The organism is Micromonospora sp. NBC_01740 (assembly GCF_035920365.1).
Lineage (GTDB): Bacteria > Actinomycetota > Actinomycetes > Mycobacteriales > Micromonosporaceae > Micromonospora > Micromonospora reichwaldensis.
In genome coordinates this window covers 3,345,530-3,367,594 of the sequence record NZ_CP109150.1, presented here as the reverse complement: position 1 = coordinate 3,367,594, position 22,065 = coordinate 3,345,530, and the positions used below count along the sequence as shown (strand labels likewise).

Sequence of the window (22,065 nt, the reverse complement as noted above, 5' to 3'; positions counted from 1 at the left end):
GGCGACAACTTCATGATCAACCCGGAGGTGGGTGGGGTGGGTGGTCAGGCGGAGGCGCGTTCGATCAGCTGGGTGTCCAGGAGGATGTGGGGCGACGGGAGCTCGTCGCCGCGGATGCGGCTGACCAGCAGGCGGGCCATCTGCCGGCCCATCTCCTCCACCGGCTGGAAGACCGTGGTCAGCGGCGGCTCGGCCTGCCGGGCGATCGGGGCGTCGTCGAAGCCGATCACCGCGACGTCCTCCGGCACCCGCCGGCCCGCCTCGCGCAGCGCGCGCAGCGCCCCGAACGCCATCAGGTCGGAGGCGACGAAGACGGCGTCGAGGTCGGGGCAGTCCTCCAGCAGCCGACGCATCCCAGCCGCCCCGCTGCCCTCGCTGAAGTCGCCGTACGCGATCATGGCGGGGTCGACCCCGCCCCCGGCGGCCCTGACGGCCTCCTTGTAGCCGGTCAGCCGGCCCAGGCCGGCGCCCATGTCCTGCGGGCCGGCGATGGTGGCGATGCGCCGCCGCCCCCGGCCGGCCAGGTGTTCCACCGCCCGCCGGGCGCCGCCCACGTTGTCCACGTCGACGTAGTACGCGGGCTGCGCGCCGGGTTGCAGCATCCGGGCCGGGCGGCCGCCGAGCACGGTGGGCAGGCCGCGCTCCTCCAGCAGGGTGGGCAGCGGGTCGGAGTCGTGCAGCGACAGCAGCAGGACCCCGTCGACGTGCTGGTTGGTCAGGTGGTGCTCGACCCGCTCCCGCTCGATCGGCGACTGCACCATGGCCAGCCAGAGCTGCAACGGGGTCTCCAGCAGCCCCGAGCTGACGCCCCGGACGATGCCGGCGAAGAACGGCTCGGTGAAGACCCGGTCGCCGGATTCCGACACCACCAGGGCGATCGAGTCGGTGCGCTGGGTCACCAGGGCACGGGCGGCCCGGTTCGGCACGTACCCCAGCTCGGCGATGGCCTGCTGCACCGCGGCGCGCGCCTCGGGGCTCACCTGGGGTGAGCCGTTGACCACCCGGGAGACCGTCCCGCGACCGACGCCGGCGCGGGCGGCGACGGCGTCGAGGGTCGGGCGCCCGAGCGACCGGGTGCGCTGCGTTGTCATTGTCTGCTCCTCCGACGGCGGACCGGCCCCGGCGCCACCCCGTGCGGGGTGGCGCCGGGGCCGCCCGTTGATGGCTGGCCCTGGCCTATTGTGCGGCCAGACCGTTGCGTCGGATCACCTCGGCGTACCACCTGGCGCTGGACTTGGGAATGCGGACCTGGCTGTCGTAGTCGACGTGGACCATCCCGAACCGCTTGGTGTAGCCCCAGGCCCACTCGAAATTATCCATCAGCGACCAGGCGAAGTACCCGCGCAGGGGCACCCCGGCCTCGATCGCCTCGTGCGCGGCGCGCAGGTGGGCGTCGAAGTACGCCAGCCGGTCGGCGTCGTCGACCTGCCCGTCGACCACCTCGTCCACGAAGGCCGAGCCGTTCTCGGTGACGTAGAGCGGCAGGTCCGTGTACTCCTCGTGCACCCGGCGCAGCGTCTCCACCAGGCCGGGGGCGTCGATCTCCCAGTTCATGTCGGTCACCGGGACGCCCCGCGTGACGAACCGGACGTCCTCGCTGCCCGGCCAGCACGACGGCGCCCGCCAGTACGGCTCCGGCTCGGCGTCGGGGTCCGGCGCGGCGACGACGTGGCGGCTGTAGTAGTTGACGCCGACCACGTCCAGCGGGGTGGAGATGGTCGCCAGGTCCCCGTCGCGCACGTGCCCGAAGTCGGTGACCTTGGCGAGGTCGGCCATCAGGTCCGCCGGGTAGGACCCGCGCAGCAGCGGGTCCAGGAAGAAGCGGTTGGCCAGCCCGTCGATGCGCCGCGCGGCGTCGACGTCGGCGGGCGCCTCGCTGGCCGGGGTGACCGGGTAGAGGTTGACCGTCACCCCGACCTCGGCGGTCGGCCGGGCCGCGCGCAGCGCCTGCACCGCGAGGCCGTGGCCGAGCATCAGGTGGTGTCCGGCCCGTACGGCGTCCGCGCCGTCCGAGCGGCCTGGCGCGTGCACCCCGGAGCCGTAGCCGAGGAACGCCGAGCACCACGGCTCGTTCAGCGTGGTCCAGTAGCGCACCCGGTCGCCGAGCGCGTCGGCGACCAGCGTGGCGTAGTCGGCGAACCGCGCGGCGGTGTCCCGGGCCGGCCAGCCGCCGACGTCCTCCAGCGGCTGCGGCAGGTCCCAGTGGTAGAGGGTCAGCCACGGCTCGATCCCGTGCCCCAGCAGTTCGTCGACGAGCCGCCGGTAGAAGTCGAGCCCCTCGGCGTTGGCCGGGCCGGTGCCGCCCGGCTGCACCCGCGGCCAGGAGACCGAGAACCGGTACGACTTCAGCCCCAGCTCGGCCATCAGCGCGACGTCGGAGCCCAGCCGGTGGTAGTGGTCGCAGGCCACGTCACCGGTGTGCCCCTCGACCACCCGTCCCGGGGTGTGGCTGAAGGTGTCCCAGATCGACGGGGTCCGGCCGCCCTCGGCCGCCGCGCCCTCGATCTGGTACGCGGCGGTGGCCGCGCCCCAGAGGAAGCCGGGCGGGAAGGTCAGCGGCGGACGGTCGACGACGACGCCGACGGCGGGTGGGCTGGCGGGGTTGCTCACGACTTGACGGCACCTTCCATGATGCCGCCCACGATCTGGCGGCCGAACACGATGAACACGATGACCAACGGTAGAGTGCCGACCGCCGTGGCGGCGAACACCTGCGAGTAGTCGGTGTAGTAGGCGTACGACAGGAAGGCCAGCGAGACCTGGAGCGTCGGGTTCTCGGAGGTGAGCACCGCGTACGGCCACAGGAACGAGTTCCAGGTCTCCATGAACGTCAGCAGGCCGAGCACTGCGGCGGCCGGCCGCAGCGCGGGCAGCACGATGCTCCAGTAGATGCGGAAGGTGCTCGCCCCGTCCACCCGGCCCGCCTCGATCAGCTCGTCGGAGATGGCCTGGGTGGCGTACTGCCGCATCATGAACACGCCGAACGCGCTGACCAGGAACGGCACGGTCACCGCGTAGAGGGTGTCGAACCAGTTGAGGTCCTGGATCATGCCCCAGAGCGGGATGAGGCCGAGCTGCGTCGGGATCATCATGGTGACGATGATCGTCAGCAGCAGGGCGTTGCGGCCCCGGAAGCGCAGCTTGGCGAAGGCGAAGCCGGCCAGCGAGCCGGTGATCACCACGGAGACCGTCACGATGCCGGAGACGATCACCGAGTTGAGCAGGCCGGTGAGGAAGTTCGCCGCCTCGTTGTCGAGTACGCGGCCGAAGTTGTCGCCGAACGACCCGGACGGCGTGACCGGTGGCGGGACGTCGTTGATCGAGTCCAGGCTGCGGGTGGCGATGACCACCATGTAGTAGAACGGGTAGATCGAGAACAGCGTCGCCAGGACGAGCGCGACGTAGGTCAGCGGGCTGGTGCGCCACAGGCGCCGGGATGCCGAGTTCATCTGGGCGTTCCTCACTTCACCGTGCGGCGGACGAGCAGGAAGTTGATCCCCGAGACGAGGGCGATCATCAGGAACATCGCCCAGGCGACCGCGGCGCCGTAGCCGGCGGTGTTGAGGTTCTCGATGCCCAGCTCGTACATGTACATCGCCAGGGTCTGGAACTCGCGCTGGTCGCCGCCGATGATGTTGCCGTTGGCGAAGACGAGCGGCTCGGTGAAGAGCTGGAGCCCGCCGATCGTGGAGAGGATCACCACGAAGACGAAGGTCGGGGTGAGCATCGGCAGGGTGATCCGCCAGAACTGCTTCCACTGGCTGGCGCCGTCGAGCGCCGCCGCCTCGTACAGGTCGCGCGGGATGGCCTGCATGCCCGCGAGCAGGATCAGGGTGTTGTAGCCGGTCCACCGCCAGTTGACCATGGAGGCGATGGCGGTCCAGGAGCTCCAGCGTTCGGCGTCCCAGTCGACCGCGTCGATCCCGACGAAGCTCAGCAGCCAGTTGATCACGCCGAAGTCGCGCTGGAAGAGCATGCCGAAGACGATCGCCACGGCGGCGACCGAGACCACGTTCGGCATGAAGATCGCCATCCGGAACAGCGTGCGCGCGCGCAGGAAGGTGCGGTTGAGCAGGTTCGCCAGGAACAGGGCGAGCAGCAGCTGCGGGATGGTCGACAGCAGGAAGATGCCGAAGGTGTTGAGCGTGGCGTTCCAGAAGTACTCGTCCTTGACCAGGGCGACGTAGTTGTCGAACCCGATGAAGCTGTGGTCGCCGATCAGGTTCCAGTCGTGCAGGGACATCCAGGCGGTCCGCAGCATCGGGTAGAGCCCGAAGATGCCGAAGACCACGAAGAACGGCGCGATGTAGAGGTACGGCGAGTACTTGAGGTCCATCCGGGTCAGCGAGTGCGACCGGGACCGGCGCCGCGCGGGCGGGCGGGGTGGCGGTGCGGCGGGAGACGGCGGCGCCGTCGTGGCCGAGAGGCTCATGCGGGGTCCTTTCCCGGCGTCGGCACGGGCGCGCGCCGACGCCCAGGCGCTCTTACGCGAAAACGGGACGGCGCCGATGGCGTCCGGGGCGGAACGGGGACGGCGCCGGTGGCGTCCGGGTGTGTGGACCCGGACGCCACCTGGCGACGAGGTGGGTCAGAAGGCGCCCTGCGTCTTGGCGTCCTTCGCGAACTGCTCCCAGGCCTTGTCCTTCGTGGCCTGTCCCTGTTCGTACGAGCGCAGCGCCGGCTCGAACGCGTTCTCCTTCACCGCCTGGTGCTTCGGGCCGAGGTGCAGCGGCTGGATCTTGGCGACGCTCTCACCGAAGATCTTGCCGGTCGGCGCGTTGTTGAAGTACTCGTTGGTGTAGGCGAGGAACTCCTGGTTCTTCAGCGCCTCCAGGTTGGTCGGCAGCGGGCCCTTGAGCTTGAACGCCGCCACCTGGCTCTGCGCATTGGTCAGGTACTCGGCGAGCTTCGCCGCCTCCTTGGGGTACTTGCTCTGGGTCGGCACGCCGAGCCAGGAGCCACCCCAGTTGCCGGCGCCGCCGGGCACCGGGGCGACGTCCCACTTGCCCTTGTTCTGCGGGCCGGAGTTGTCCGCGACGATGCCGAGCATCCACGACGGGCAGAAGGTCGCCGCGAAGGTGCCCTGCTTGAAGCCGGCCGACCACTCCGGCGACCAGGTGGCCGTCTCGGCGGTGATCTTGGCGTCGGCCATCGCGACCGCGGTGTCCCAGGAGGTCTTCACCGCCGCGCTCTTGTCCGCGACGACGTTGTCGTCCTTGTCGTAGAACAGCTCGCCGCCCTGCTGGAACATCACCGCGCTGGCGGCGGTGGTGACCGAGTCGAGCAGTCCCTTGCCGGTGGCGGTGCGGTACTTCTTACCGGTCTCGATGAAGGCGTTCCAGTCCGGCCAGAGGGCCGCGACCTGGTCCCGCTCGACCGGCAGCTTGGCCGCCTGGAAGAGGTCCCGGCGGTAGCAGACGGCGAGGCTGCCGACGTCGGTCGGCAGGCCGATCAGCCGGCCGTCGGGCGCCTTGCCCAGCTCCCACTTCCAGGGCAGGTAGTCCTTGCTGTGGTCGGAGACCAGCGGGGCGAGGTCGGCCCAGTTGGCCGGGTTGGCCTTGAACTCGTTGAGGATGCCCTCTTCCAGGGCGACCACGTCGGCCGCGCCCTTGCCGGTGGCGAGCGCCCGCACGATCTTCGGCCGGTACTCGTTGAGCTGGGCGGTCTTGCGCAGCTCGACCTTGATGCCGGTGTCCTTCTCGTACTGCTTGATGATCTCGTCGTAACCGAACTCGCCGAACGTGTCGACGACCAGCTTGGCGGGCTTCTCGCCGGCCACTGGCGCGTCGTCGTCCTTGCCGCAGGCCGCGAGACCGCCGATGGCGGTTATCGCGGCCAGGGCGGCAGCCGCCATGCGGGTGCGCCGCGTGGTGAGGCTCATCGGAGACCCCTCTTTCGGTGGTGAGGCTGACTGGGTGTGGTGGGGGGTGCCGTGCGCGCCGTCTGCACCGGTCGGGGCCGGTGGTCGACGTCCGGAGCGGGGCGCGGGTGAGTCGTGCCACGTTCGCGGGAGCGCTCCCATGAGATTGCCGGCGGGTGTCGAAGGTGTCAATAGGCCCATGGGAGCGTTCCCAGATCGTTACCGCGTGTGCGTACACCCCGACTGCCGCACGTCGCGGGCCGACCCGCCGGGCGGCGCCACCTGGGCACCCGCCCCGTTGAAGCGGTTCAGCAGGCCCGGACGCGGGCGACGGACACGCTGAGCGGCCCGTCGCGCACCCTGCGTGCGGCCGGAACGCGCCGCAGCCGAAGCGGCCGGAACGCGCCGCAGCCGAAGCGGTTCAGCGGCAGCAGCGGTTCAGCGGCAGCGGCGGGGGTGCGCGGCGAAGGCGGCGCAGGGGTTCAGCGGCAGCAGCGGTTCAGCGGCAGCGGCGGGGGTGCGCGGCGAAGGCGGCGCAGGGGTTCAGCGGCAGCAGCGGGGCCGCGCGGCGAAGGCGGCGCAGGGGTTCAACGGCAGCGGCGGGGCCACGCGGCGAAGGCGGCGTGGCGGTTCAGCAGAAGCGGCGCAGCAGGGTGCCGGCCCGGCCCGCGTCGAAGGCGGCCGGGTCGAACCGGTCGCCCACCCGGTCCCGCGCCTCCGGGTGCCCGGGGTGGGCCGGGTCCGTCAACGCGGCCAGCAGCGCCTGGTAGCCGGCCGGGCCGCCGACGTCCTCGGACGGGCACGCCCGCTCGCCGTCCAGGCAGGACGGGTACCGCTCGTCCGGATCGGCCGTGAAGGCGTCCTCCACCACCAGGTCGTGCTCCCACCAGTCGCCGAAGTCGTACGTGTAGTGGAAGCGGCTGCCCTTGCCGAGCACCGCGTCGAGGCGGACGTCCAACTCGTCGCGCAGGGCCAGCTCGCCGTCGGGATCGGGCTCGCCGTACTGGCGACCCTCGATCTCGAACGAGTGCAGGTGGCAGTCCCGCCAGCCCATGGCGTGCTGCACCACCCGGTGCAGCCGGTCGAGGGTGTAGCCGCCCGGGACGAGCACCCTGCGCCAGACGGGCGGCCGGACCCCGGCCAGGGAAATCTTCAGCTGGAAGATCTGACGCGGCATGCTGTCCCATCCTTCCTCGGCATAGGCTGCGGGCATGATCTGCCGAGCGTGCCGGGCCAGGCGGCACGACGACTGTCCGGGGCGGAACTGGTGCGACTGCCAGCACCGTACCCCCCGACCCACCCCTCCCGTCACCGGTCCGGCCGGCGAATGAACGTCGGAATCCCGATTTCGGTGCTCTGGCCGCGGGCGTCGGCGCGACCGCTGGACGACGCCGCGCTCACCGCGCTCTACGGCCGCTCCGACCGCCCCCACCTGCGGATGAACTTCGTGACCAGCGTGGACGGCGGTGTCTCCGTCGACGGCTACTCCGCCGGGCTCTCCAGCGAGCCGGACAAGCGCGTCTTCGGGCTGCTGCGCATGCTCTGCGACGCCCTGCTCGTGGCCGCCGGCACGCTGCGGCACGAGGGCTACCGGGCGGTACGCCTCAACGAGCGGCGCCGGGCGTGGCGCCGCGAGCACGGGCTCGCCGAGTACCCGACGCTGGTCGTCGTCTCCGGCTCGCTCGACCTCGACCCGGCGCAGGCCGCGTTCGCCGACGCGCCGGTGCGGCCCGTGGTGCTCACCCGGGCCGACGCCGTGGCACCCCCCGGCCTGACCGGGGTCGCCGACGTGGTGCGCTGCGGCGACGGCCGGGTCGACCTCGCGGCGGGTCTGGCCGAGCTGCACCGCCGCGGCCTCGGCCAGGTGCTCTGCGAGGGCGGCCCCCAACTGTTCGGCGCGCTCACCGCCGCCGACCTCGTGGACGAGGTCTGCCTCACCGTCGCCCCGCTGCTGGCCGGGGCGGGCCCGGGGCGGATCACCGCCGGCGACCCCAGCGACGTACGCCACCTGCCGCTGCGACACGTGCTCGCCGCCGCCGACGGGGTGCTCATGCTCCGCTACGCCCGCGACCGACCGTGACCGGGCGGACACCCTGCGGTTGACGAGCGCCGATGGCGGGGTGGCGTCCGCCGCGTCGCGTGGCAACGTGTCGTACTCCTCGGGCAGGATGCAGGGCGTGTGCCCCGACCGCGACGACCAGCCGACCGGAGTTGCCCGATGACTGACGACGGGTTCGACGGCCCGGGCGAGGTGGTCGGCCGGGTGCTGGGCACCGCCGATGCCACCCCCCTGCAGTTCTGGACCGCGGTCTCCCCCGACAGCTACCTCCAGCTCGACGACGTCGTGGTGACCCGGCGGGAGCTGCCCGACCGCGAGCCGGTGACGATCGCCGGGGTGGTCACGCAGGTCCGCGCCCGGCACGAGGGCGCCCAGTTCGACTCCGACGTCTTCGCCATCGCCGACGGCACGCTGCCCGCGCAGGTGCAGGAGGCCGCCGAGATCACCACGACCCGTGTCGACCCGGAGCTCTACGTGCCGCCGTCGCCCGGTGCGGTGGTGCACCGCGCCGAGGGTGACGCCCGGGCCCGGGCGCTGCACTTCGACCGGATGGAGCGGCGCATCCCGATGGGCATGGGCCGCGACGGGGTGCCGGTCTACCTCAACGCCGACTTCCTCGACGGCAGCCGGGGCGCGCACGTGTCGATCTCCGGCATCTCCGGGGTCGCCACGAAGACGAGCTTCGCCACCTTCCTGCTCTACTCGGTCTTCCGCTCCGGGGTGCTGGGCGGCGACGCCGTCAACGCCAAGGCGCTCATCTTCAACGTCAAGGGCGAGGACCTGCTCTTCCTCGACCATCCCAACACCCGGCTGGACGACCCCACCCGCGCCGCGTACGCGAAGCTCGGCCTGGCCGCCGGCGCGTTCCCGGACGTGCGGGTCTACGCCCCGCCCCGGGTGGGCGACTCCTCCGGCACGCCCGACGTGAGCAGCCGCCTCACCGGGGTGGACAGCTTCTACTGGACGCTGAGCGAGTTCTGCGCCGACCGCCTGCTGCCCTACGTCTTCGCCGACGCCGACGACGAACGCCAGCAGTACACGATGGTGGTGCACTCGGTCACCGCCCACCTGGCCCGGCACGCGCAGCCCGCCGACGGCGGCATCAGCATCGACGGGGTACGGCTCGGCTCGTACGCCGACCTGGTCGACCACGTCGTCGAGCAGCTCAACGACGACGAGACCCGCTCCGACTGGGCCGGCAGTGCCGTCGGGCTGGGCACGGTCAACGCGTTCGCCCGGCGGTTGATCGGCAGCAAGAAGGACCTGTCCCGGCTGATCCGGGGCGACCTGGCCACCCGCCGCCCGCACTCGATCAACACCGCCGAGAGCGCCCAGGTCACCGTGGTCGACCTGCACAACCTCCCGGACCGCGCGCAGCGGTTCGTGGTCGGCGTGACGCTCAAGAGCGAGTTCGAGCGCAAGGAGAAGGCCGGCACCGCCAAGCCGCTGCTCTTCGTGGTGCTCGACGAGCTCAACAAGTACGCCCCCCGCGAGGGCTCCTCCCCCATCAAGGAGGTGCTGCTCGACATCGCCGAGCGGGGCCGCTCGCTCGGGGTGATCCTGGTCGGCGCCCAGCAGACGGCGAGCGAGGTGGAGCGGCGGATCGTCACCAACTCGGCGATCCGGGTGGTGGGCCGGCTCGACCCGGCCGAGGCGTCCCGCCCGGAGTACGGCTTCCTGCCGCCCGCCCAGCGCCAGCGCGCGCTGCTGGCCAAGCCGGGCACGATGTTCGTCAACCAGCCCGACATCCCGGTGCCGCTCTGCCTGGAATTCCCGTTCCCGGCCTGGGCCACCCGGGTCTCCGAGGCCGGCCGCGCCCCGTCCGAGACGCTCCGGTCGATCACCCAGTCCGTCGACCCGTTCGCCGTCGTCGGCTCCGGTGGCGGCACCTCCGACGACGACATCCCGTTCTAGGGGGACATACCCGTGAAGATCCTGCACACCTCCGACTGGCACGTCGGCAAGGTCCTCAAGGGGCAGTCGCGGGCCGAGGAGCACAAGCGGGTCCTGGCCGGCGTGATCGACGTCGCCCGCGCCGAGTCACCCGACCTGGTCATCGTCGCCGGTGACCTCTACGACACCGCCGCCCCGACGCCCGAGGCCACCCGGCTGGTCACCCGGGCCCTGACCGCGCTGCGCCGCACCGGCGCCGACGTGGTGGCCATCGGCGGCAACCACGACAACGGCCAGGCCCTCGACGCGCTGCGGCCCTGGGCCGAGGCCGCCGGCATCACCCTGCGCGGCGGGGTCCGGGACAACCCGGACGAGCACGTCGTCGACGGCACCACCGCCGGCGGTGAGCGCTGGCGGCTGGCCGCGCTGCCGTTCCTCTCCCAGCGCTACGCCATCCGCGCCGTGGAGATGTACGAGCTGACCGCCGCCGAGACCACCCAGACGTACGCCGACCACCTGGGCCGGGTGCTGGGCCGGCTGACCGAGAGCTTCACCGAGCCGGACCGGGTGCACCTGGTCACCGCCCATGTCACCGTGGTCGGGGCGACCACCGGCGGCGGGGAGCGCGACGCGCACACCGTGCTGGGCTACGCGGTGCCGGCGACCGTCTTCCCGGGCACGGCGCACTACGTGGCGCTGGGCCACCTGCACCGCTCGCAGCGGGTGCTGGGCCCCTGCCCGATCCGCTACAGCGGCAGCCCGCTGGCGGTCGACTTCGGCGAGCAGGAGAACGTGCCGTCGGTGACCGTCGTCGAGGTCACCGCGACCACGGCGGCGCAGGTACGCGAGGTGCCGGTGACCGCCGCCACCACGCTGCGGACGGTCCGGGGCACCCTGGCCCACCTCGCCGAGATGGACGTGCCGGACGCCTGGCTGCGGGTCTACGTGCGGGAGCAGCCGCGCGCCGGGCTGCGCGAGGAGGTGCAGGAGCTGCTCCCGCAGGCCCTGGAGATCCGGATCGACCCGGAGCTGCTGCCCGCCCCGGGCAGCGGCACGCGGGTGGCGCAGCGGGCGGGCCGCTCGCCCCGGCAGCTCTTCGCCGACTACCTGGGCAGCCGGGGGCACACCGACGACGGGGTGCGGGAGCTCTTCGACGAGCTCTTCGAGGAGGTCGAGCACTGATGCGGCCGATGCGGCTGGACATGGCGGGCTTCACCGTCTTCCGCGACGAGACCACGATCGACTTCACCGACGCCGACTTCTTCGCGCTGGTGGGGCCGACCGGGTCCGGCAAGTCGACGGTGCTGGACGCCATCTGCTTCGCCCTCTACGGCACGGTGCCCCGCTGGGGTGGGGCGCGCGGGCTGGGCAACGCCCTGGCGCCGTCGGCCACCGAGGCGCGGGTCCGGCTGGTCTTCGAGTCCGCCGGTTCCCGCTACGTGGCGACCCGGGTGGTCCGCCGGGACGGCCGGGGCAACGTCAAGACGGCCAACGCCGGGTTGCAGCTGATGCCGGCCGGTTTCGACGTGACCAAGCTCGACACCGGGCTGAGCCCCGACGACCTCGGCGAGGTGGTGGCCGGCACCCCCGCCGAGATGGAGCAGGCGGTGCTGGAGGCGGTCGGGCTGCCGTACGAGCAGTTCACCAGCTGCGTGGTGCTGCCGCAGGGGCAGTTCGCGGACTTCCTGCACGCCAAGCCGGCCACCCGGCAGCAGATCCTGGTCAACCTGCTCGGCCTCGGGGTCTACGAGGACGTGCAGAAGCGGGCGACCGCGCGGGCCGCGCAGGCCGAGGCGAAGCTGGAGGCGGTCGACCAGGCGCTCGCCGGGCTCACCGACGTCGACGACGCCGCGCTGGAGGCGACGACCGGGCAGGTCGGCCGGATGCGGGAGCTGGCCGGGGCGGTGGCGGGCGCCGTACCGGAGCTGGAGGCCGCCCGGGCGACGGCGCGGGAGGCGGGCGCGGCCCTGGCGGCGCTCGACGCCGACCTGGCGGTGCTGGCCGCCGTGCGCGCGCCGGACGGGGTGGCGGAGGTGACCCGGGCGGTCGCGGCGGCGCGGACCGGCGCGGACGAGGCGGCGACGGCCGTGTCGCTGGCCGAGGAGCGCGAGGAGAAGCTGCGCGGCGAGCTGGCCGCCGCCGGCGACGAGAGCGCGCTGCGGCTGCTGCTGCGGGCGTACACGGATCGGGAGAAGCTGGCCGGCGAGGCGGAGGCGGTCCGCGCGGCGGTGACCGGGGCGCAGGCCGAGCACGGCGCGGCGGTGGCGGCGCTGGCCGAGGCGCGGGCGGCGGCCGAGCGGGCCGAGGCGGAGCTGGAGGCGGCCTTCCGCGCCCACGAGGAGGCGAAGGCGACCGACCAGGCGGTGGCGCTGCGCGCGCACCTGCGCGCCGGGGCCGCCTGCCCGGTCTGCGAGCAGACCGTCGCGTCGGTGCCGGCGGTGCCGGCCGACTCGGCGGTGGCCGCCGCGACGGCGGCGGGACGGGCGGCGCGGGCCGCCAGCAAGGCCGCCCAGTCCGTGGTGCAGGAGCGCGACGGCGCGGCCCGGGAGCTGGAGCGGGTGCTGCTGCGCGCGCGGGCCCGCCAGGACCAGGTGCAGGCGCGGCTGGCCGAGCTGGACGACCAGCTGACCGGGGCGGCCGAGCCGGCGGTGCTGCGCCGCGAGCTGGACGACCACGCGCGGCTGCGCCGGGCGCTGGAGGAGTCGGCGGCGGCGGTGCGGGCCGGCCGGGACGCCGCCCGGCGGGCCCGGGCGGCGGTGGACGCCGCCGAGGAGCGGCTGCGGGCGACCTGGCGGGCGTTCGACGCGACCCGCGACGGGCTGGCCCGGTTCGGGCCGCCGACGGCGGACCGGGAGGACCTGGGCGCCGCGTGGGCCGCCCTCACCGGATGGGCCGGCGAGGAGTCGGCGCGCCGCCGCGCGGAGCGGGCCGGGCGGGCCGCGGCGGTGACGCAGGCCGAGGCGGTGGCCGCCGGCGTCGGCGAGCGCATCGCGGGCGTCCTCGCCGCCGCCGGGCTGCCGCCCACCGACGATCCGCTACGCGCCACCGACCGCGCCCTGGAGCGGGCCGAGGCCGACCTGCGCGAGCTGGAGCGGCGCCGGGAGCAGGCGGGTGGCCTGCGCGAGCAGCGGGCCGGGTACGAGCGCGAGGCGCAGGTGGCGCGGGCCCTCGCGGGGCACCTGCGGGCCAACAACTTCGAGCGGTGGCTGCTCGCCGAGGCGTTGGACCTGCTGGTCGACGGCGCCTCGGGCATCCTGCGGGAGCTTTCCGGCGGGCAGTACGACCTGGTGCACGACAAGGGCGAGTTCTTCGTGGTGGACCACCACGACGCGGGGCTGCGCCGGGGCGTGCGCACCCTGTCGGGCGGCGAGACCTTCCAGGCGTCGCTGGCGCTGGCGCTGGCGTTGTCGGAGCAGCTCGCCGGACTGTCCACGACGGCGGCGAGCCTGGAGTCGATCGTGCTGGACGAGGGCTTCGGCACGCTCGACGCGGCCACCCTCGACACGGTGGCCGCCACGCTGGAGAGCCTGGCCGCCCGGGGCGACCGGGTGGTCGGTGTGGTCACCCACGTGCCGGCCCTGGCCGAACGCATCCCGGTCCGCTTCGAGGTCAGCAAGGACGCCCGATCGGCGCGCGTCGAACGGACCGGCCGGTGAGCGGGGCCCCACGCGGTGCCCCGCCCGGCCGGCCCGGTGGCGGGGCGGCGGCGTCCGCGACGGAAGGATCGCTGCGGTGACCGATCCCCGGTTCTTCGTCGACGCGTGGGATCCGGCGTACGGCGCCTCGTTCGAGGCGGCGGGCGGCGGCGGTCCCGCGGCGCCGAGCAGCGCTCAGGTCGACGCGGACGCCGAGCTGCCGGCGGTCGACTGGCGGGCGATCGGGCCGCGTCCCGGCGTACGGGCACCCGACGTGGTGCTGCTCGTCGACGGGGTGCGCCGGATCGACGCGAGCGTGTGGACGGCGGAGGACGACGGGGCGTCCTTCCCCGGCCTGGCCGCGTCGTACGCCGCCGGGGTGGTCCGGTGCGACCTGGAGCGCGGCGCGGCGCAGCTGGCCGGCGCGCGGGTCGGCCGGGGGCTGTTCACGGCCAGTCCCTCGGCGGTGGACGTGGTGGCCGGCAGTGTCCGCTACCCGGTGCACCGGGTCAGCGGCACGGGCGAGCTGAACAAGCTCCCGGCCGCCGTGCAGGGGCCGCTGACCGCGCTCGAGGTGGAGGTCTCGGGGGCGGCCCGCACCGACGGCGACCTGCTGGTGGTCGACGGCCCGCTGCGCAACCGGCGGCAGCTGCCGCGCACGGTCGGCTACATCAAGACCCAGCACAGCCAGTACCTGGACGCCCGGCTGACCGCCGTGGTCACTCAGCTGGCGGCCGGTGAGCGCTCCCCGGTGTTCAAGCTCGGCACGGCCTGGGGCGGCTGGTCGTGGTATCTGCGGCTGCCGGTGGCCCTCGGCGCGCCGTGGGCGGGCATCGTCCGGATGGAGTGCTCCGCCGAGCTGAGCGTCGACGAGGCGGTGGGGTTGGCCGACCTGTCGCTGGTCACGCTGCCCCGCTTCGCCTCCACCCCCTACAAGGACCCGCGGGCGCCGCAAAATTTGATCCCGATCGCCGGCCTGGAGCGCCGGCTGCGGGCGCTGCTCGGCGACGCGCGGCTGCTGCACCGGGTGCTCACCGCCGCCGCCCGGGGACGGCGCTGATGGGACGCAAGCGGGCGGCCGACACGGTGGCCGCGCGGGTGGACACCGGCCAGGCCGAGCTGGTGCCCGATCCGGACCGGCCGGGATCGTGGACCCTGCTGCTGGACGGCGCCCCGCAGTCGCACGTGGACCTGGCCGACCCCACGCACCTGGAGTTCGAGTACGTCCGGCGGCTCGCCGCCGCGATCGACCTGGTGGCCCCGGCCGGCGCGCCGCTGCGGGTGCTGCACCTCGGCGGCGGCGCGCTGACCCTGCCCCGCTACGTGTCGGCAACCCGGCCCGGCTCCACCCAGCGGGTGGTCGAGGTGGACGGCGCGCTGGTGGAGCTGGTCCGTCAGGCCCTGCCGTGGCAGCCGGATCCCCGGCTCAAGGTGCGGGTGGCCGACGCCCGCGCGGTGCTCGCCGCCAGCCGGGACGCCAGCTACGACGTCGTGGTGGCCGACGTCTTCGCCGGCGCCCGCACCCCGGCCCACCTGACCTCGGTGGAGTACGCCGCCGAGGTGGCCCGGGTGCTGCGGCCCACCGGCTTCCACCTGGCGAACGTCGCCGACGGCCCGCCGCTGCGTCACGCCCGGGCGCAGGTCGCCACCCTCCGGTCGGTGCTGCCCCGGGCCTGCCTCGTCGGCGACGCGGCGGTGCTGCGCGGGCGGCGCTACGGCAACCTGGTGCTGGTGGCCGGCCGGGTCGAGCCGCCGGTGCCGGAGCTGACCCGGCGCGCCGCCGGGGACTGGTTCCCCGGTCGGGTGCTGGCCGGCGGGGAACTCGACCGCTTCGCGGGCGGGGCGCCGGTCGTCCGCGACGCCGACGCCACCGACTCGACCCCGCCGCCGCCCGGGATCTTCTCCGTGCGCCGCTGAGCGGAGTCCGCTTCGTGCGCCGTCGGGCGAGGTGCCCACGCCGGGTGCGGGAGCGGAATCTTTTCCGCGTGCCGTTGATCCGTTCGCGTGGGCGATGCGTACCAACGGGCGGCCGTGCCCGTGGGAGGCGGCCGATGTCATCGGACACCCGGAGGTCTGCATGCACGCGGTGGCGGCCGGTTGGCACGGCGACAGGGCGCGACCGGACTGGATGTCCGCGCGGTCCCAGTCCCGGCCGGACGCGGCGGCCCGCGGGGTCGACGCCCGCCAGGCGCCTCGCCAGAATGGGCCGGTGACGCCGAAATCCGCCCCGGGGCGCCACCAGGCGGCACCGTCCACCGAGGCGGGTCACTCGGACCGACTGATCCGGCTGCTCTACGCCGAGCACGCCGGGCCGCTGCTGGCGTTCGTCATGCGACTCACGGGCGGCGACCGGCAGCGGGCGGAGGACATCGTCCAGGAGACGCTGCTGCGGGCGTGGCGCAACGCGCACCGGCTGGGCGTGCAGGGGCAGGGCTCGCTGCGGCCGTGGCTGGTCACGGTGGCCCGGCGGATCGCCATCGACGAGCACCGCAGCGAGCAGGCCCGGCCCGCCGAGACGTACGACCGGGACCTGACGGCGTTCGCCGAGGCGGACAGCACCGACCGGGTGCTGCGCACGATGACGGTGGCGGACGCGCTGCGTACGCTGAGCCAGTCGCACCGGGAGATCCTGGTGGCCACGTACTTCCGGGGTCGGACGGTGCCGGAGGCGGCCGAGGAGCTGGGCCTTCCGCTCGGCACCGCCAAGTCGCGGGTCTACTACGCGCTGCGCGCGCTGCGCACGGCTCTGCAGGAACGGGGGGTGACGGAATGAGCCGGGCGGACCACATGGACGTCGCGGCGTACGCGCTCGGCGTGCTGGACGAGCGCGACACGGAACGGTTCGAGGAGCACCTCGCCACCTGCTGGGCGTGCGCCGCCGAGCTGGAGACGATGGTGCCGGTCGTGGGCCTGCTCTCCGACATCGACGGCGAGACGATGGCCGCGCTGGAGCAGACCCGTACCGACCCGGCCCTGCTGGACCGGACGCTGGTCGCGGTCCGCGCCCACCGGCGGCGCAACCGGTTCCGGCAGCTGCTCGCCACGGCGGCGGCGGTGCTGGTCCTCGGTGGGGCGACCGGGCTCGGCTTCGCCAGCATCGCCGGTGACAGTGCCCCCGAGGTGGTGGCCGAGCCGACCGCCACCGCGCAGGTCGCCCCGCCGACGGTCAGCCGTTCCAGCGATCCGAACGACCCGGACATCGGGGGGACGCTGCCGGAGGGCGACCCGGTCAACGTCGTCGACCCGACCACCGGCGTCGAGGCGAGCTTCTTCGTCGTGTCGAAGGACTTCGGCACGGGCGTGGACTTCATCCTCGCCAAGCTGCCCGGGCCCCGGACGTGCCGGCTCGTCGTGGTGCGGAAGAACAACAGCACCGAGGTGGTCTCCACCTGGTCGGTGCCCGGCACCGGGTACGGCACCAACGCGCGTCCCGAAAAGCTGAGCCTGTCGGCGTCGACGTCGACGCGACTCGACGACATCAAGCAGTTCCAGGTGCAGTCGGTGGACGCCGGCGGGGTGGCGAGCCCGCTGGTCACGGTGCAGATGTAGCACCCGTCGCGGAATCGGCGCCGGTCAGCCCGCACGACCGGCGTCGATTCCGCGTGCCGTTTCCACGAATGCCGTTGACGGAAACCGCACTCGTCGCGGGAAACGGATTTCCGGCCCGCCCGGTTCAACGATTTCCCGTGACATCGACCACGCTTTCGCATTCAACCTTGACAACGCTCTATCCGTATTGACCGGTGAACCGCATCAACGAGGAGGGCACGTGGCACAGATGAAGCGAACCGTCATCGTGGCGAGCGCGATGGTCGCGTTGACGGCCTGCGCTCCCGCCGGGTACGAGGGGGCGAACCCGGGCGCGGCCAACCCGGTCGCCGTGACCGCCGCCGAACCCACCGCGGCGGCCGAGCCCTCGGTCTCGCCGTCCCCGGCCGCCGACGCGCCCCCCGCCGACGCGGACCTGACCGAGGAGCTCAACGGCCGGAAGGTCGCCCGGATGGGCAGCGTGGTCACCGACCAGGACGGGTGGATCCTCTACCGCTTCGACAAGGACACCAACGACCCGCCCTCGTCGAACTGCGTCGACAAGTGCGCCCAGTTGTGGCCACCGGCGCTGACCGACGGCGACCCGGAGCTCAACGGCGTCTCCGACGACAAGGTCGGCACCGTCACCCGTCAGGACGGCACCCGGCAGATCACCCTCGGCGGCTGGCCGCTCTACCGCTACGTCGGGGACAAGAAGCCCGGCCAGTGGAAGGGGCAGGGCGTCGGGGGCACCTGGTTCGTGGTCGCGCCGGACGGCAAGAAGAACCTCAGCTGCCTGCCGCCGGGAACCCCGAAGCCGGTCGCTCCGCCGTCCGACGACAAGGCCGGGCAGGGCGACTCGAACTACTCGTACTGACGTCACGGTCCCGGTGGCCGGTCCCGGCGCGGCCGGTCGCCGCCCCGGGACCGGCGACGGCACCGGGCCGGCGTGCGCCCGGCGGTGTCGCCGGTCACGGGGCGGGGACGTGACAGCATGTGCGGGTGACCGGGACCGAACCCACCGCGCGTCGGGAGCTGCACCCGCCCGCCGGGTACCGGCTGGCCGCGTCGGTCCGGGCGCTGACCTTCAGCCCGTACGACCCCTGTGCGCGCGTCGCGGCCGGCACGTTCTGGTGGGCCGCCCGCACCCCGGACGGTCCGGCCACCCTCGCCCTGCGGCCGGCCGGCGGCGCCCTGCTCGCCGAGGGCTACGGCCCGGGTGCCGACCGGGTGGTGCAGTGGGCCGACGCGATAGCCGGGCTCCGCGACGACGTGAGCGGGTTCGGGGCGCTCGCCGCCGCCCACCCCGTGGTGGCGCGGCTCGCGGCCCAGCACCGGGGGCTGCGCATGCCCGCCACCGGGCAGGTCTTCCGCCAACTGCTGCGGGCGGTCTTCGAGCAGAAGGTGACCGGCAAGGAGGCCTACCGGGCGTACGCGGCGACGGTGCGGCACTTCGGCGAGGCGGCGCCCGGGCCGATGCAGCCGCTGCTGCTGCCGCCCGAGCCGGCGGCGGTGGCGGCCACCCCGTACTGGGTGTTCCACCCGTTCGGCGTGGAGCAGCGCCGGGCCGAGACGCTGCGCCGCGTGGCGGCCGTCGCCGACCGGCTGGAGCGCTGCGCGGACTCCGCCGAGGCCACCCGCCGGCTCACCGCCGTCGCCGGCATCGGCCCGTGGACCGCCGCCGAGGTGGTGCGCATCGCGTACGGGGACCCGGACGCGGTCAGCGTCGGCGACTTCCACGTGCCGAACACGGTGGCCTGGGCCCTGGCGGGCGAGCCGCGCGGCGACGACGCCCGGATGCTGGCCCTGCTGGAGCCGTTCCGGGGGCATCGGGGGCGGGTCTGCGTGCTGCTGGCGGCCGGTGGCGTCCAGGCGCCGAAGTACGGTCCGCGGATGCCGATCCGCTCCTTCGCCCGGTTCTGACCGGGTCCCGGCGGGCGTCGCGGCGGCGGATGCCGGCGCCGACAGGTGACGACGTGCGGGTCAGGGTCGGGCGCAGAGACGGCGCAGGGTGCGGCCGAGCCACCAGGCGTACGCCCGCTGGAAGGCCCGACCGGCCGGCCCCGCGGCGCGCATGACCCACCGGTCCGGCCGGCTGAACGCGACCACCTCGAACCAGACGCGGCCGGCGGCGTCGCGGCTGACCACGAACGCCTCCTCGCCGCGCGCCGGGTGCCCGGGCAGCGTGCCGTACCCGAAGCCGGCCCGCCGCCCGTCGTCGACGGCCCAGACCACCTCGCAGGGCGCGGCCAGCCGCAGCGGGCCGACGCCCAGCCCGGAGACCACCCGGATCCCGGGCGCGGCGCGCTCGGCGGCGGCGTCGATCCGGATGCCGGCCGCCCGGTGCAGGCGCCAGCCGAGCACGGCGTCCCCGGCCGCCGGGAAGCAGGAGTCGGGCAGCCGGACCCGGTGCCGCACGTGCCGCCAGCCGGCCGGCAGCTCGCCGGTCTCGGTGGCGCCGACGTGCGGATAGGTCAGTGCCGGCACGGCGCACCCCCACGGCTCGACGGGACACCGCCAGCGTACGGGCGGCGCGGGCGGCCCGCCCGACGGCCTGTGGTTGGCTGTCGGAGTGATCATCGAGCCGCGCATCGCCCCCGCCGACGTCACGGACGCCGGCGAGATCCTCACCGTGCAGCGCGCCGCGTACGTCACCGAGGCGCAGCGCTACGCCGACCCGTTCCTGCCCCCGCTGACCGAGACCCTGGACGAGGTGCGGGCCGCGCTGGCGGGCCCGGCGACGGTGCTCACCGCCCGGCTCGGCGACCGGCTGGTCGGCTCCGTGCGGGCGCACGTCGACGGCGACACCGCGCACATCGGCCGGCTCTCCGTGGCCCCGGACCAGCACGGCCGGGGCGTCGGCGGACGGCTGTTGCGCGCGGTGGAGACGGCCTGCGCCGCCCGGGTGCGCCGCTTCGCGCTCTTCACGGGCGCGGACACCGAGCAGAACCTGCGGTTCTACCACCGGCACGGCTACCAGGTGGTCGGGCACCGCCCGGACGCGAACGGCATCCGGCTCGCCCGGTTCGAGAAGGCGGTCAGTCCCGCTCGCAGCGGCGCCTGAGCCCGTCGGCCTCCATCCGCAGGTAGCGGCGCATCAGGTCGCCGTAGAGCCAGCCGACGGGCCCGGCGAGCGGCCCGGACTGCGTGAGGGCCAACTCGACGCGGCTGCGCCCGTCGGGCAGCGGCAGCACCCGGTGCTCGCCGAGCGTGCGTACCCCCGGGCTGCCCGAGACCCAGGAGAACGACCGGCCCTCGGTCAGCTCGGTGACCCGCCACACCGCCGGTCGCAGCTTCGGCTGCGCGAGCCGGGCGGTGGCGCCCACCGCGAGCGGTCCCGCCTCTCCCCGTTGCGCCCGGCGCACCGAGGGCGTCCACTCCGGCCACCGCTCGACGTCGACCAGCACCGCCCAGACCCGTTCCGCCTCGGCGGCCACCTCCGTACCGGCCTCGAACCGCATCGCGCCCCCTCCCCGTGTCGGCGCCCGGCGGCGCCGCTGCCAGTCTCGACGACGCCGCGTGCGGGATCGTGACGAGGCGCCCGCCGGCCGGTCCGTGTCCGTCGGCGCGCGGGGGTGCCGGGTCGGCGGGTCGCCGGGCGTCCGCCGGGCTCGGCCGCCGCCGGGTCAGGCGGCCTCGCGCAGGTCGGCCAGCCCGAGGGGGGTACGCCGGCGCAGCAGTTCCTCCAGCTCCGCCACGGAGCCGGCCTCGCCGAGCACGTCCTTGCCCCCGCCGAACTGGCGGGGATAGCGGCGCACCAGCCGGTACCGGTAGCGGCCCCGGATCAGCTCGACGCTCACCCGCCACCGCCCGCAGCACCCGCAAACCCACTCCGACACCCCGCGAAGGTAGCTCTGACCTGCACTTTTATGATTCGCCCGGTGCGGTACGAGCGGCGCGCGGCCGGACACGCCACCCGCCGCGCGGACGTGATCTGCCTCACGACTGTCGGTGCGGTCTGGTTGACTGGTCGCCGTGAAGCTGCCGATCAGTCCGCCGGTCGAGCCGATGCTGGCCAAGAGCGTCCCGCGGGTCCCCACCGCGCCGGGGATGACCTACGAGCCGAAGTGGGACGGCTTCCGGTGCATCGTGTTCCGCGACGGCGACGAGGTGGAGCTCTCCAGCCGGGGCGGCAAGTCGATGACCCGCTACTTCCCCGAGGTGGTCGAGCAGGCCCGCCGCCAGCTGCCCGAGCGGTGCGCGGTCGACGGCGAGCTGATCGTGATCCGGCGTGACGGGCCGGGCGGGCAGCCCCGGCTGGACTTCGAGCTGCTGGCCCAGCGCGTCCACCCGGCCGCGTCCCGGGTGAGGATGCTGGCCGAGACGACTCCGGCCGACTTCGTCGCCTTCGACCTGCTCGCCCTCGACGACGAGACGCTGCTCGACGAGCCCTATCCGCGACGCCGGGCCCGGCTGGAGTCGGCGCTGGCCGGGGTCCGGCCGCCGGTGCACGTCACGCAGGTCACCACCGACGTCGACACCGCCCACCGCTGGTTCGACGTCTTCGAGGGCGCCGGCCTGGACGGCCTGATCGCCAAGCCGGCCGACCTGCCCTACGAGCCGGGCAAGCGGCTCATGTTCAAGGTCAAGCACGCCCGCACGGCCGACGTGGTGGTGGCCGGCTTCCGCTGGCACAAGTCCGGCCCGGTGGTCGGCTCGCTCCTGCTCGGCCTTCACGACGACGACGGGGTCCTGCACCACGTCGGGGTGAGCGCGTCGTTCACGATGGCCCGCCGCGCGGAGCTGCTGGAGGAGCTGGAGCCCTACCGTGACGTCGGCGCCGATCACCCGTGGGTGCACGGCGACCACGAACGCGGCCAGCGCCTGCCCGGCGGGGTGAGCCGCTGGACGGGCGCCCGCAACCTCGAGTGGGAGCCGCTGCGCCCCGAGCTGGTGGTCGAGGTCGGCTACGACGCCATGGAGGGCGACCGGTTCCGGCACACCGCCCGGTTCGTCCGCTGGCGGCCCGACCGCGAACCGCAATCCTGCCGCTACGACCAGCTCGAGCGGCCCGTACGGTTCGATGTGGACCAGGTGCTGCGCGGCGATCCCACGGTGACCGTGGGGTCCGCCGCCGGTCCGGCGTAGCC

21 protein-coding genes are annotated in these 22,065 nt (G+C 74.2%); 12 read left to right on the top strand and 9 right to left on the bottom strand.

What is annotated here, in order from left to right:
- Positions 1 to 44: 44 nt before the first annotated feature.
- From OG989_RS15770 to OG989_RS15745, 6 genes are all read right to left on the bottom strand, one after another.
- Positions 45 to 1,091, bottom strand: a complete 1,047-nt coding sequence (locus OG989_RS15770; protein WP_151457313.1) for a LacI family DNA-binding transcriptional regulator — start codon at positions 1,089 to 1,091, stop codon at positions 45 to 47.
- 85 nt (positions 1,092 to 1,176) lie between these two features.
- Complete coding sequence (locus tag OG989_RS15765) at positions 1,177 to 2,610, bottom strand: GH1 family beta-glucosidase (RefSeq protein WP_327030919.1); 1,434 nt, start codon at positions 2,608 to 2,610, stop codon at positions 1,177 to 1,179.
- Positions 2,607 to 3,449, bottom strand: coding sequence for a carbohydrate ABC transporter permease (locus OG989_RS15760; protein ID WP_151457311.1), 843 nt, complete (start codon positions 3,447 to 3,449; stop codon positions 2,607 to 2,609). The genes OG989_RS15765 and OG989_RS15760 overlap by 4 nt, the downstream gene beginning before the upstream one ends.
- A gap of 11 nt (positions 3,450 to 3,460) precedes the next feature.
- Positions 3,461 to 4,432 carry a carbohydrate ABC transporter permease gene (locus tag OG989_RS15755; protein WP_151457310.1) on the bottom strand — a complete coding sequence of 324 codons (972 nt, stop codon included), beginning with the start codon at positions 4,430 to 4,432 and terminating at the stop codon, positions 3,461 to 3,463.
- Between the two features lie 156 nt (positions 4,433 to 4,588).
- Positions 4,589 to 5,881: an ABC transporter substrate-binding protein gene (locus tag OG989_RS15750; protein ID WP_327030918.1), complete on the bottom strand. Its 1,293-nt coding sequence runs from the start codon at positions 5,879 to 5,881 to the stop codon at positions 4,589 to 4,591.
- Positions 5,882 to 6,491: 610 nt separating this feature from the next.
- Positions 6,492 to 7,037: a plasmid pRiA4b ORF-3 family protein gene (locus OG989_RS15745; protein ID WP_151455585.1), complete on the bottom strand. Its 546-nt coding sequence runs from the start codon at positions 7,035 to 7,037 to the stop codon at positions 6,492 to 6,494.
- Between the two features lie 150 nt (positions 7,038 to 7,187).
- Between OG989_RS15745 and OG989_RS15740 the strand changes: the two genes are divergently transcribed.
- From OG989_RS15740 to OG989_RS15695, 10 genes are all read left to right on the top strand, one after another.
- Positions 7,188 to 7,940, top strand: coding sequence for a pyrimidine reductase family protein (locus tag OG989_RS15740; protein WP_327030917.1), 753 nt, complete (start codon positions 7,188 to 7,190; stop codon positions 7,938 to 7,940).
- Positions 7,941 to 8,078: 138 nt separating this feature from the next.
- A complete protein-coding gene (locus OG989_RS15735) occupies positions 8,079 to 9,833 on the top strand; it encodes an ATP-binding protein (protein WP_327030916.1) in 1,755 nt (584 codons plus the stop codon).
- Between the two features lie 12 nt (positions 9,834 to 9,845).
- Positions 9,846 to 10,994, top strand: a complete 1,149-nt coding sequence (locus OG989_RS15730) for an exonuclease SbcCD subunit D (protein ID WP_327030915.1) — start codon at positions 9,846 to 9,848, stop codon at positions 10,992 to 10,994.
- Positions 10,994 to 13,468 carry an SMC family ATPase gene (locus tag OG989_RS15725; protein WP_327030914.1) on the top strand — a complete coding sequence of 825 codons (2,475 nt, stop codon included), beginning with the start codon at positions 10,994 to 10,996 and terminating at the stop codon, positions 13,466 to 13,468. The genes OG989_RS15730 and OG989_RS15725 overlap by 1 nt, the downstream gene beginning before the upstream one ends.
- Before the next feature lie 76 nt (positions 13,469 to 13,544).
- The gene (locus OG989_RS15720) at positions 13,545 to 14,507 is read left to right on the top strand and encodes a hypothetical protein (protein ID WP_132233139.1); all 963 of its coding nucleotides are present in this window, start codon (positions 13,545 to 13,547) and stop codon (positions 14,505 to 14,507) included.
- A complete protein-coding gene (locus OG989_RS15715; protein WP_327030913.1) occupies positions 14,507 to 15,364 on the top strand; it encodes a spermidine synthase in 858 nt (285 codons plus the stop codon). Before OG989_RS15720 ends, OG989_RS15715 begins: the two co-directional genes overlap by 1 nt.
- A gap of 160 nt (positions 15,365 to 15,524) precedes the next feature.
- Positions 15,525 to 16,220: a sigma-70 family RNA polymerase sigma factor gene (locus OG989_RS15710; protein WP_151455592.1), complete on the top strand. Its 696-nt coding sequence runs from the start codon at positions 15,525 to 15,527 to the stop codon at positions 16,218 to 16,220.
- On the top strand, positions 16,217 to 16,996 hold the full coding sequence (locus OG989_RS15705; RefSeq protein ID WP_151455593.1) for an anti-sigma factor family protein: 780 nt from the start codon (positions 16,217 to 16,219) through the stop codon (positions 16,994 to 16,996). The genes OG989_RS15710 and OG989_RS15705 overlap by 4 nt, the downstream gene beginning before the upstream one ends.
- 220 nt (positions 16,997 to 17,216) lie before the next feature.
- Positions 17,217 to 17,852 (top strand): hypothetical protein, encoded by a 636-nt coding sequence (locus OG989_RS15700; protein WP_151455594.1) that lies wholly within the window; start codon positions 17,217 to 17,219, stop codon positions 17,850 to 17,852.
- Between the two features lie 125 nt (positions 17,853 to 17,977).
- Positions 17,978 to 18,898: a DNA-3-methyladenine glycosylase family protein gene (locus OG989_RS15695; protein ID WP_327030912.1), complete on the top strand. Its 921-nt coding sequence runs from the start codon at positions 17,978 to 17,980 to the stop codon at positions 18,896 to 18,898.
- A 60-nt stretch (positions 18,899 to 18,958) separates the two neighbouring features.
- Here the strand turns inward: OG989_RS15695 and OG989_RS15690 are convergent, their stop codons facing one another.
- Positions 18,959 to 19,462 carry a DUF1990 family protein gene (locus tag OG989_RS15690; RefSeq protein ID WP_327030911.1) on the bottom strand — a complete coding sequence of 168 codons (504 nt, stop codon included), beginning with the start codon at positions 19,460 to 19,462 and terminating at the stop codon, positions 18,959 to 18,961.
- Positions 19,463 to 19,550: 88 nt separating this feature from the next.
- Here OG989_RS15690 and OG989_RS15685 point away from each other — a divergent pair, with 88 nt between their 5' ends.
- Positions 19,551 to 20,039, top strand: coding sequence for a GNAT family N-acetyltransferase (locus tag OG989_RS15685; protein ID WP_442791952.1), 489 nt, complete (start codon positions 19,551 to 19,553; stop codon positions 20,037 to 20,039).
- Here the strand turns inward: OG989_RS15685 and OG989_RS15680 are convergent.
- Positions 20,014 to 20,436 carry an SRPBCC family protein gene (locus tag OG989_RS15680; RefSeq protein ID WP_151455598.1) on the bottom strand — a complete coding sequence of 141 codons (423 nt, stop codon included), beginning with the start codon at positions 20,434 to 20,436 and terminating at the stop codon, positions 20,014 to 20,016. The two genes, OG989_RS15685 and OG989_RS15680, sit on opposite strands and share 26 nt — an antisense overlap.
- 165 nt (positions 20,437 to 20,601) lie before the next feature.
- On the bottom strand, positions 20,602 to 20,814 hold the full coding sequence (locus tag OG989_RS15675; RefSeq protein ID WP_132233121.1) for a hypothetical protein: 213 nt from the start codon (positions 20,812 to 20,814) through the stop codon (positions 20,602 to 20,604).
- 136 nt (positions 20,815 to 20,950) lie between these two features.
- Here OG989_RS15675 and OG989_RS15670 point away from each other — a divergent pair, with 136 nt between their 5' ends.
- On the top strand, positions 20,951 to 22,063 hold the full coding sequence (locus OG989_RS15670) for an ATP-dependent DNA ligase (protein WP_151455599.1): 1,113 nt from the start codon (positions 20,951 to 20,953) through the stop codon (positions 22,061 to 22,063).
- Positions 22,064 to 22,065 lie beyond the last annotated feature (2 nt).